Consider the following 9,665-nt stretch of genomic DNA (forward strand, 5'->3'; position numbering starts at 1 on the left):
AGCGGGCGAAGGAGCGGCGGCCCAGACCGAGCGCGGTGACGATGACGACGCAGGCCAGACCGCCCGCGACGACGGCGGTGGCGGGCGAGGTCAGGTCGGCGGCGGAGCCGGCGAGGAAGTCGCCGAGCCGGGGGCCGCCCGCGACCACCACGATGAAGACGCCCTGGAGGCGGCCGCGCATCTCGTCCGGGGTGGCGGCCTGGAGCATGGTGCTGCGGAAGACCATCGAGACGGTGTCCGCGCAGCCCGCGACGGCCAGGAAGAACAGGCCGAGCCAGAGGTGGCGGGTGAGGCCGAAGCAGGCGATGGCGGTGCCCCAGGCGGCGACCCCGATCAGGATGGCCAGACCGTGGCGGCGGACGGCGCCGAGCCAGCCGGAGAACAGCCCCCCGAGGACGGCGCCGACGGCGGGCGCGGCGGCCAGCAGGCCGACCGTCCTCGCGTCGCCGCCGAACCACAGCGCGGCGACGGCGGGAAACAGGGCGCGGGGCTGGGCGAGCACCATGGCCACGAGGTCGGCGAAGAAGGTCATCCGCAGGTTGGGCCGGGTGGCCAGGAAGCGCAGTCCGTCGAGGACGGAGGCGCGGCGGGCCCCCTCTCGCTGCTCGGGCCGTATCGACGGCAGCCGCCACATCGCGTAGAGAGAGGCGCTGAAGGCCGCGACGTCGATGAGGTAGGCGGCCTGGTAGCCCCACAGGCCGACGATGACGCCGCCCAGCATGGGGCCGCCCATGAGGCCGAGGTTGCCGGTGAGGGAGTTGAGGGCATTGGCGGCCGGGAGCTGTGCGGCGGGCAGCAGACGGGGGATCATCGACGAGCGGGCCGGCGAGTTCACGGCCAAGCAGACGGCCTGGAGGGCGACGACGCCGTACAGCAGCCAGACGTGGGCGAAGTGCGCCAGGGCCGCGGCCGCCAGGACGACGGAGAGCACGGTGGCGCCCGCGGCGCTGCACAGGCCGAGGGTGCGGCGGTCGACGGTGTCGGCGATGGCGCCGCCGTAGAGGCCGAAGACGACGAGCGGCACCAGGGAGCACAGGCCGACCAGGCCGACCGCGAAGGTGGAGCCGGTGAGGGCGTACACCTGGAGGGAGACCGCCAGCGCGGTCATCTGCTGGCCCATCCAGGAGACGGCGTTGCCCAGCCAGAGGCGGCGGTAGTCCGGCGAGGTCCGCAGCGGGGTGAGGTCGGCGAATATCCGTGGGCGGGCGGGACTTCGGGGCGCGTCGGATTCCGTTGTACGAGGCACGCGGAAGTGAAGCACGGCCCCGCGGGCGCGGCCAAGGCCCGCCGGTCAGCCGGTGGTGGTGCCGTCCGGCAGGCCGTACACGCGCCGGGCGTTGTCCGCGGCGATCATCGCGGCGACGCGCCGGGCGTCGGGCTGTGACCAGGCGCCGGAGGCGGTCCAGGCGCCGAGGACGGTGCGCAGGGCGTCGCGGAACAGGGCGCTGCCGACGGTGTACAGCTCCGGGAGGCCGTAGGCGTCGGTGGAGAAGAGGAGCTTGCCGAAGGGGGCGAGTTCGAGGAATTCGGCGAGGACGGCGGGGGCACGGGCCCCGGTGTGGGTGAGGGCGAGGCCGATGTCGGCGTAGACGTGCGGGAAGGACGCGGCCAGGTGGGCGGCCTGGCGGTGGTAGGGGTAGCCGTGCAGCAGGATCAGGTCGGTGCCGGTGTCCTCGGTGGCCCGTACGAGGTCGGTGAGGAGGGAGGGGTCGGCGTGGTGCAGCCGCAGGTCGGGGTCGCCGAAGCCGGTGTGGAACTGGAGGGGCCGGCCGGTGGCGGTCGCGAGCCGGACCAGGTGGCGCAGCAGCACCGGGTCGGCCAGCCGCCCGGCACCGGCCGACAGCCAGGTCCGGGCGGCGGCGTGGACGGCGTCGGGGCCGGGCGGCCGGGGGTCCAGGGCGAGGCCGTGGCGGTAGGCGGCGACGGTCTTGAAGGCGACGGCCCCCGTCGCGGCGGCGGGGACGGCGCGGGCGAGGGCGTCGGTGAACTCCTCGGCGTCCCGGACGCCGGTGGCGAGGCGTTCCGCGAGGGTCTCCAGGCGGACGATCTCGTGGCCGGTGGCGTCGCCCGCCGCGGCGGTCTCCTCGGGGCCGGTGAGGTCGCCGGGGAGGCCGGTGTCGACGAGGTAGGCGCCGATGCCGGTGGCGCCCAGCAGCCGGCGGCGGGTCTCGTCGGGGCCGAGTTCGCGGCGGCGGGCCAGGTAGCGGTCGGGCGGGCAGTGCGGTGCGAGGCCGAGCAGCGGCGGGCACCAGCGGCGTACGGCGAAGCCGGCCTGGGTGTCGAAGAAGGTGGTGCCGGCCGCGGGCGGGCGGTCCGACTCGGTGAGCCAGGACGCGAAGGCGTCCGGGTCCGGACCGTGGCGGACCAGCCCGTGGCAGTGGTGGTCGATCAGCGGCGGCAGGTCGTCGTCGGGCCGGGGGCCCTCGGGCGTCACCACAGCCACCGGGTCGCGGCGGCGACCTCGTCGGCGTCGCTGCCCGCGAAGCGGGCCTCCTCGGCGCGGCGGACGGCGAGGACCGCGCCGTGCAGCACCTCGCCCATCGCCTCGCGCAGCGGCGCGGAGCGCTCCAGGTGGTCGGTGGCCTCGGTGAGGGTGGCGGGCAGCCGGACGATGCCGCGGCGGCCCCGTTCGCGGACGCCGAGCGCGCCGGGGTCGCCGGTGACGGGTTCGGGGAGGCGGGCGCCGGTGGCGGTGCCGTGCAGTCCGGCGGCGATGACGGCGCCGACGGCGAGATAGGGGTTGGCGGCGGCGTCGAACGGTTTGATCTCGGCGTGCCCGCCGTCGGGGTCGTCGGGCGCGCCGGTGACCAGGCGCAGCGCCGCCTCGCGGTTCTCCACGCCCCAGCACTGGTAGACGCCCGCCCAGTGGGAGGGCTGGAGCCGCAGATAGCCGGCGGGTGAGGGGCAGCCGACGGCGAGCAGGGCGGGCAGGGCGTCCAGGACGCCGGCGAGGAAGGCGCCGGCGTCCGGTGCCAGGCCCCAGGCGGCCTCGGGGGCGCGGTGCAGGCTGGTGCCGTCGCGGCGGAGGCTGAGGTGGAGGTGGCAGCCGTTGCCGACCTGTCCGGCGACGACGACGGGGGCGAAGGAGGCGCGCAGTCCGTGGCGGGCGGAGACGGCGCGGACGGTCTCGCGGACGAGGATGACGTCGTCGGCGGCACGCACCGGGTCGGCGGCCGCGGTGGACACCTCGAACTGGCCGGGCGCGTACTCGGGATGGAGCTGGAGGACGTCGATGCCCTGGACGGTGAGGGCCTCGGTGACGTCGCGGAGGTAGTCGGAGAGTTCGACGACGCGGGTCATGCCGTAGGCGGGGCCGGCGCAGGGGTGGTCGAGCGCGTCGGCGGGGTGGGGGGTGTGGCCGTCGGGGGCGCGGACGACCACCCATTCGGTCTCGAAGCCCATGCGCAGGTCGAGGCCGGCGGCGGTGGCGCGGTCGGCCATGGCGCGGGCGAACAGGCGCTGGCAGGCGGGGTGCGGGGCGCCGAGCTGGTCGTAGCGGTCGACCGGTGCCCAGGCCCAGCCGGGCTGGGCGGCGAGGGTGGTGAGGCGGTCGAGGTCGGGGAAGAGGCGCAGGTCGCCGTCGGGGCCGCCGAGGTGCGGGGAGGCGGTGATGGCGTCGTCGGAGGTGAAGACGTCGAAGACGGGTGACATGCCGACGCCGCGGTGTGCGGCGGCGGGGAGGCGGGGTGCGGGGACGGCCTTGACGCGGACGATGCCGGCGTTGTCGACCCAGGTCAGGGCGACGTTGCGGACGCCTTCGGCGTCCAGGCCGGCCGCCAGCGAGCGGGCCTGCACGGGCTGTTGTACCGCCTGCGATCCCATGGGTGCCGTCCTCACTCGGCCGTGCCGGTCTCCCGGCGGTGTGCGCGCCCGGCTGACGGGACCTCACGATGTTCCCGGTCAGGGGCAGTTGAACTCGCACCATACGCACTTTCCGCCGCCTCGGGGTTCCACACCCCAGACGTCGGCAAGCCGGTCGACGAGCAGCAGTCCGCGTCCGGAGAGCCCGGCCTCGCCCGGTTCGCGGCGGCGCGGCAGGGTGCTGGAGCGGTCCTCGACCTCCAGGCGCAGCCGTCGTTCGGTGCCCCAGGGCATCCGGATGTCGACCACGGCGTCGCCGTCGGTGTAGAGGAGCGCGTTGGTGATCAGTTCGTCGGCGACCAGTTCGATGTCGTCGGCGCGGTCGACGGCGCCCCAGGCCCGTACGGCGGCGCGGATCATGTGGCGGACGCCGGAGAGGGCCTCGGGGTCGCCGTGGGAGATGTGCTGCCGGATGTGGCTGGCGGCGTCCTGTCGGGGGATGCCGAGGCGGCGGAGCAGGAGGACGGCCATGTCGTCCTCGCCGGGGCCGCGGTCGGCGGACGCGCAGAGCCGGTCGGCGAGCCGGTGGACGTCCTGGGGTCCGGTGCGGACCAGCCGGGCGAGGTGGCGCATGCCGTCGTCGAGGTCGACGCCGGGGCGTTCGACGAGTCCGTCGGTGCACAGCAGCAGGGTGTCGCCGGGGGCGAGGTGGACGGTGGTGACGGGATAGTCCAGCCGGGTGAATTCGGCGGACAGGCCCAAGGGGAGGCCGCCGGCGACGGGGAGGCGGCGGCAGAGGCCCTCGGCGTGCCGCAGCAGGGGGTCGATGTGTCCGGCGCGGACGAAGCGGGCGGTGCCGGTGGTGAGGTCGGCGTCGACGTAGACGCAGGTGGCGAAGCGGTCGGTGTCGAGTTCGTGGAGGAAGGCGGAGGCGCGGGCCATGACGGTGGCGGGGGCGTGGCCCTCGGTGGCGTAGGCGCGCAGCACGATGCGCAGCTGGCCCATGAGGGCGGCGGCCTGGGTGTCGTGGCCCTCGACGTCGCCGATGACGGCGCCGACGCGGCCCTCGGGCAGCGGGATCACGTCGTACCAGTCGCCGCCGATGTTCCGGCCGAGGCGGGCGGAGCGGTAGCGGACGGTGATCTCGGCGCCGGGGACGCCGGGGATGCGGCGGGGCAGCATGGCCTGCTGGAGGCCGACGGCGAGTTCGTGCTCCTGGTCGTAGAGCATGGCGCGGGCGAGGCTCTGGGCGATGCTGCTGCCGAGGGCGAGCAGGATGCCGCGTTCCTGGTCGCTGAAGGGGCTCTCGCGGGCGTAGAAGAGGCCGATGACGGCGATCTGGCGGCCCTGGGCGATGAGCGGGAGGTAGGCGGCGGAGCCGATGCCGAGCGGTTCGATCGCGGGCCAGATGCGGGGGTAGCGGGAGGCGAATTCGGTGCGGCTGGGGATGAAGCGCGGGGTCTGGGTGCGGACGACCTCGCTCATGGGGAATTCGTCGCCGACGCGGGTGAGTTCGAGGTCGGGGATGTAGCTGCCGGCCTTGCCCTCGGAGACCAGGCGGATGTGCCCGGCCTCGACGAGGCCGAGGATGATGTTCTCCGCGTTGAGGCGGTCAAGGCCCTGCTCGCCGGCGAGTACGGCGATGACCTCGCGGACGGTGCGGGCGTGGGCGAGGGCGGCGGTGGTGCGTTCGACGACGCCGGTCTGGTGCCGGGGCCCCTCGCCGTCCGGTGCCGCTTCGGCGATGCGGGCGTGGGCGTCGTCGGCGGCGCGGAGCACGCCGATGAGGCGGCGGGGGCGGCCGTCGGCGCCGCGGCGGATGGTGCCGCGGCAGTGGGCCCAGCGGGAGCCGCCGTCGCGGCTCAGCACGCGGAAGCAGGCGCCGTAGGTGTCGCTGCCGTCGGCGAGGGCGCGGTGGAGGAGGGCGCCGAGCCGGGCCGTCTCGTCGTGCGGGAGGCGGCTGCCGAGGGTCTCGGGGCGTTCGTCGTACTCCTCGGGGGTGAGGTCGAACAGGGCGAGGGCGGGCGTGTCCAGGTGCAGCAGCCCGTGGTCGAGGTCCCAGTCGAAGCCGCCCGTGCGGTGGAGGTCCGCGGTCGGATCAGGGCGGGCGGGCCGTATGTCCGGCACCGGCTCGGCGGCCCGCTTCGCTCCCCGCTCAGCCATGCCGTCACTGTCCCACATTGTTCCGTTTTCCGGATGTTCGCACCCTTTCCCCGGCCCGCCCCCTGAGCACTGACTGATGCATCAGTCAGTGCGCAACACCAGCCCCTTCCCCTTCTCCTACCTGCTCAATCCCTCTTTTCTTCGCCTCATCAACGTTGCGATGTTCTCAACGCACCTGTTACGGTCCCGGACCATGAAGGAAGACCCCGGAGCACGGGTCGCCGACGAGCAGGGCGCGGTCACCGAGCGCGTCCGGCAGGTGATCGACGGCCTCGGCTGCAGCCGGCGCGAGTTCGCCCGCCGGATCGTGATGGACCCCTCGAAGCTGTCCCGGTCGCTCAGCGGCGCCCGGCGGTTCACGGTCGCCGAGATCGTGCGCATCGCCGACATCGCCGGAGTGGACGCCGGGACGCTGCTCGGCTCGCCCGGACGGCCCGCACCGGAGCCCGTACGCGGCCCGGCCGCCGTGCCGGAGGGCGGGCGGCCCCTCCAGATCGTGCGGGAGACCGTCCGCCTGATCGCCGAGCACGGCTTCGCCGGCGTACGCGTCGCCGACATCGCGGCGGCGTGCGGCACCAGCACCGCCGCGGTGCACTACCACTTCCCCGGCCGCGACGAGCTGCTGGAGGCGGCGGTGCGGTGGTGCATGGACGAGGACACCGCGCGCCGCGCCGCGGGCCTGGCCGAGGCCGCCGACGCCCGTGAGGAGCTGCGGCACCTGATCGCGCTCCAGACCCCCCGCACGGAACAGCAGCGCCGGCAGTGGCTGGTGTGGCTGGACCTGTGGGCGCAGGCCGCCCGGTCCACCGCCGTCGGCCGGCTGCACGAGCACTACTACCGGCAGTGGCGCGCCACCGTCGCCGCTGTACTGCGGCGCGGTGTCGAGCAGGGCGTCTTCCGTGCCGTGGACGCGGAGTTCACCGCGCTGCGGCTGACCGCGCTGATCGACGGCCTGGCCACCCAGGTCCTGGCCACCGCGCCGGAGAGCACGGGCCCCGACACCATGCACACGGCCCTGCTCGCCTTCGTCGAGAGCGAACTGCTCCCGGCCCGGTCCCCCGAGCCGTAGTCCTGCCCCTCCCCATCGAAGGAATCCCATGAACAACGAGGTCATCATCACCTGCGCGCTCACCGGCGCGGGCGACACCGTGGGGCGCTCCCCGCACGTCCCCGTGACGCCCGAGCAGATCGCCGCCTCCGCCGTCGAGGCGGCGTCGGCGGGCGCCGCGGTGGTCCACATCCACGTCCGTGACCCCGAGACCGGCGCGCCCTCGCGCGACCCGCGGCTGTACGCCGAGGTCGTCGGCCGGATCAAGGACACCGGCACCGACGTCATCATCAACCTCACCGCCGGGATGGGCGGCGACCTCGTCATCGACCCGGACGAGCCGCTGCGGCACCTGCCCGGCACGGACCTCGTCAGCGGCCTGGAGAGGCTGCCGCACGTCGAGGAGCTGCTGCCCGACATCTGCACCCTGGACTGCGGTTCGCTCAACTTCGGCGACGGCTCGAACCTCTACGTCTCCACCCCCGACATGCTGCGGGTCGGCGCCAAGCGCATCCAGGAGCTGGGCGTCCGCCCCGAGCTGGAGATCTTCGACACCGGTCAGCTGTGGTTCGCCAAGCAGCTGCTCGCCGAGGGGCTGCTGGACGACCCGACCGTCTTCCAGCTGTGCATGGGCATCCCGTGGGGCGCGCCCGCCGACCCGGGTGTGCTCCAGTCGATGGTGAACATGCTGCCCGAGGGCGCCGAGTGGGCCAGCTTCGCGCTCGGCCGGATGCAGATGCCGTGGGTGGCCCAGTCGATCCTGCTCGGCGGCAACGTCCGTGTCGGCCTGGAGGACAACCTCTACCTCAGCCGGGGTGTGAAGGCCACCAACGGGCAGCTCGTCGAGCGTGCCGTGGAGATCACCGAGCTGCTCGGCGCCTCCGTCGCCACCCCCGCCCAGGCCCGCGCCCGCCTCGGCCTCAAGTGACCTCGTCCCGCACCACCGCCCCCACCCACAGGAGCACATCCATGCCCTTCCACGCCCGCACCGCCCCGGAGGACGTCCGCCGTATCGCCTGCATCGGCGCCGGAGTGATCGGTGGCGGCTGGGTAGCCCACTTCCTCGCCCGCGGCTACGACGTCACCGCCTGGGACCCGGCGCCGGACGCCGAGGAGAAGCTGCGCCGCCTGGTCGCCGCGGCCTGGCCCGCGCTGGAGCAGATCGGCCTGGCCGAGGGCGCCTCGCCCGACCGGCTGACCGTCGCCCCGACGCTGGCGGAGGCCGTGGCCGACGCCGAGTTCGTCCAGGAGAGCGCGCCGGAGAAGCTGGAGCTCAAGCGGTCGCTGCTCGCCGAGCTGGACGCCGCCGCCCCCGCCGGGGTGGTCATCGCCTCGTCGACCTCCGGCTACCCGATGACCGACATGCAGACCGAGGCCGCCGACCCGGGCCGTCTCGTCGTCGGCCACCCGTTCAACCCGCCGTACCTGATCCCGCTGGTCGAGGTCGTCGGCGGGGAGCGCAGCGACGCGGACGCGGTGGCGTGGGCCTCGCGCTTCTACGACGTGGCCGGCAAGTCCGTCATCACGATGGACCGCGAGCTGCCCGGCTTCATCGCCAACCGCCTCCAGGAGGCGCTGTGGCGGGAGGCGCTGCACATGGTCGCCAACGGTGAGGCGACCGTCGAGGACATCGACGCGTCGATCACCGAGGGCCCCGGTCTGCGGTGGGCGTTCATGGGCCCGTGCCTGACCTTCGCGCTGGCCGGCGGCGAGGGCGGAATGGCCCATATGCTCGACCACTTCGGCCCGTCGCTGAAGTCGCCGTGGACCCGTCTGGAGGCGCCGGAGCTGGACCGGGCGCTGCGTGACGCGATGGTCGACGGCTGCGAGGACGCGGCCAAGGGCCGTACGTACGCGGAGCTGGTCGCCGAGCGCGACCAGGGCGTCATCGACGTGCTGCGTGCCACCGGGCGGCTGCGGGGTGGCGACCAGTGACGGCACCCGCGCTCCCGCTGTTCCGGCAGACCGTCCGGGACGAGTGGATCGACTACAACGGGCATCTCAGCGAGGCGTACTACGTCCTGGTCTTCGGCTTCGCGACGGACGCCCTGATGGACGCCGCGGGCCTGGACACCGCCTACCGCACCGCGAGCGGCTGCTCGCTGTACACGGTCGAGGCACATGTGCGCTATCTCGACGAGGTGGCGCGCGGCAGTGAACTCACCGTCCGCACCAGGGTGCTGGGGGTGGACGCGAAGAAGGTGCGGTTCGTCCACGAGATGTTCACCGGGGAGCCGGACGGTGAGCCGGTGGCGACCGAGGAGCTGTTCGCGCTCCACGTCGACCAGGACGCGGGGCGCGCCGCGCCGCTCCCGGAGGCGGCCCGCGCGTATCTGGGTGGTCTGGTGGCCCCGGCGCCCGAGTGGGCCGGGCGCGGTATCCGGACGGTCTGACCCGTCGTCTTCCGGGGCGGCCTGCTGGCCGTCCCGGAAGACCGGGGCGCATGCGTCCCGGGGGTGGCGGTGGGGCCCGGAAGCAGGGTAGGAAAGTTTCCTAACAATGGCGCGTCCCCGACCTTGACGGGTACATGCCCATTCGTCACGCTTCGGAGGACGGCATCCCGCCGACCCAGGAGACGGACATGACGCCCACCCCCCGCGCCGCCGAGCACCGCCTCACCAACCGCCGCATCGGCATCCCCGTCGCCGCGGGC

General features: G+C 74.3%; 8 protein-coding genes. 4 read left to right on the forward strand and 4 right to left on the reverse strand.

Features of this window, described 5'->3' with window-relative positions:
- The 4 genes from AC51EU_RS22380 to AC51EU_RS22395 all read right to left on the reverse strand — a co-directional run.
- On the reverse strand, positions 1-1,246 hold a 1,246-nt coding region (locus AC51EU_RS22380; RefSeq protein WP_496268820.1), incomplete at its 3' end, for an MFS transporter.
- Positions 1,247-1,291: 45 nt separating this feature from the next.
- Positions 1,292-2,443, reverse strand: a complete 1,152-nt coding sequence (locus AC51EU_RS22385; protein WP_496268821.1) for an amidohydrolase family protein — start codon at positions 2,441-2,443, stop codon at positions 1,292-1,294.
- A complete protein-coding gene (locus AC51EU_RS22390; protein WP_496268822.1) occupies positions 2,431-3,822 on the reverse strand; it encodes a type I glutamate--ammonia ligase in 1,392 nt (463 codons plus the stop codon). Before AC51EU_RS22390 ends, AC51EU_RS22385 begins: the two co-directional genes overlap by 13 nt.
- A 78-nt stretch (positions 3,823-3,900) precedes the next feature.
- On the reverse strand, positions 3,901-5,964 hold the full coding sequence (locus AC51EU_RS22395) for a SpoIIE family protein phosphatase (RefSeq protein WP_496268823.1): 2,064 nt from the start codon (positions 5,962-5,964) through the stop codon (positions 3,901-3,903).
- 193 nt (positions 5,965-6,157) lie between these two features.
- Here AC51EU_RS22395 and AC51EU_RS22400 point away from each other — a divergent pair, with 193 nt between their 5' ends.
- From AC51EU_RS22400 to AC51EU_RS22415, 4 genes are read left to right on the forward strand one after another with little or no spacing between them, the layout of a single operon-like run.
- The gene (locus AC51EU_RS22400; protein ID WP_496268824.1) at positions 6,158-7,033 is read left to right on the forward strand and encodes a TetR/AcrR family transcriptional regulator; all 876 of its coding nucleotides are present in this window, start codon (positions 6,158-6,160) and stop codon (positions 7,031-7,033) included.
- A 28-nt stretch (positions 7,034-7,061) separates the two neighbouring features.
- Positions 7,062-7,940: a beta-keto acid cleavage family enzyme gene (locus AC51EU_RS22405; RefSeq protein ID WP_496268825.1), complete on the forward strand. Its 879-nt coding sequence runs from the start codon at positions 7,062-7,064 to the stop codon at positions 7,938-7,940.
- Between the two features lie 41 nt (positions 7,941-7,981).
- Complete coding sequence (locus AC51EU_RS22410; RefSeq protein WP_496268826.1) at positions 7,982-8,947, forward strand: 3-hydroxyacyl-CoA dehydrogenase NAD-binding domain-containing protein; 966 nt, start codon at positions 7,982-7,984, stop codon at positions 8,945-8,947.
- Positions 8,944-9,405 (forward strand): thioesterase family protein, encoded by a 462-nt coding sequence (locus AC51EU_RS22415; protein ID WP_496268827.1) that lies wholly within the window; start codon positions 8,944-8,946, stop codon positions 9,403-9,405. The genes AC51EU_RS22410 and AC51EU_RS22415 overlap by 4 nt, the downstream gene beginning before the upstream one ends.
- Positions 9,406-9,665 lie beyond the last annotated feature (260 nt).

It is taken from the genome of Candidatus Streptomyces philanthi, assembly GCF_059553635.1.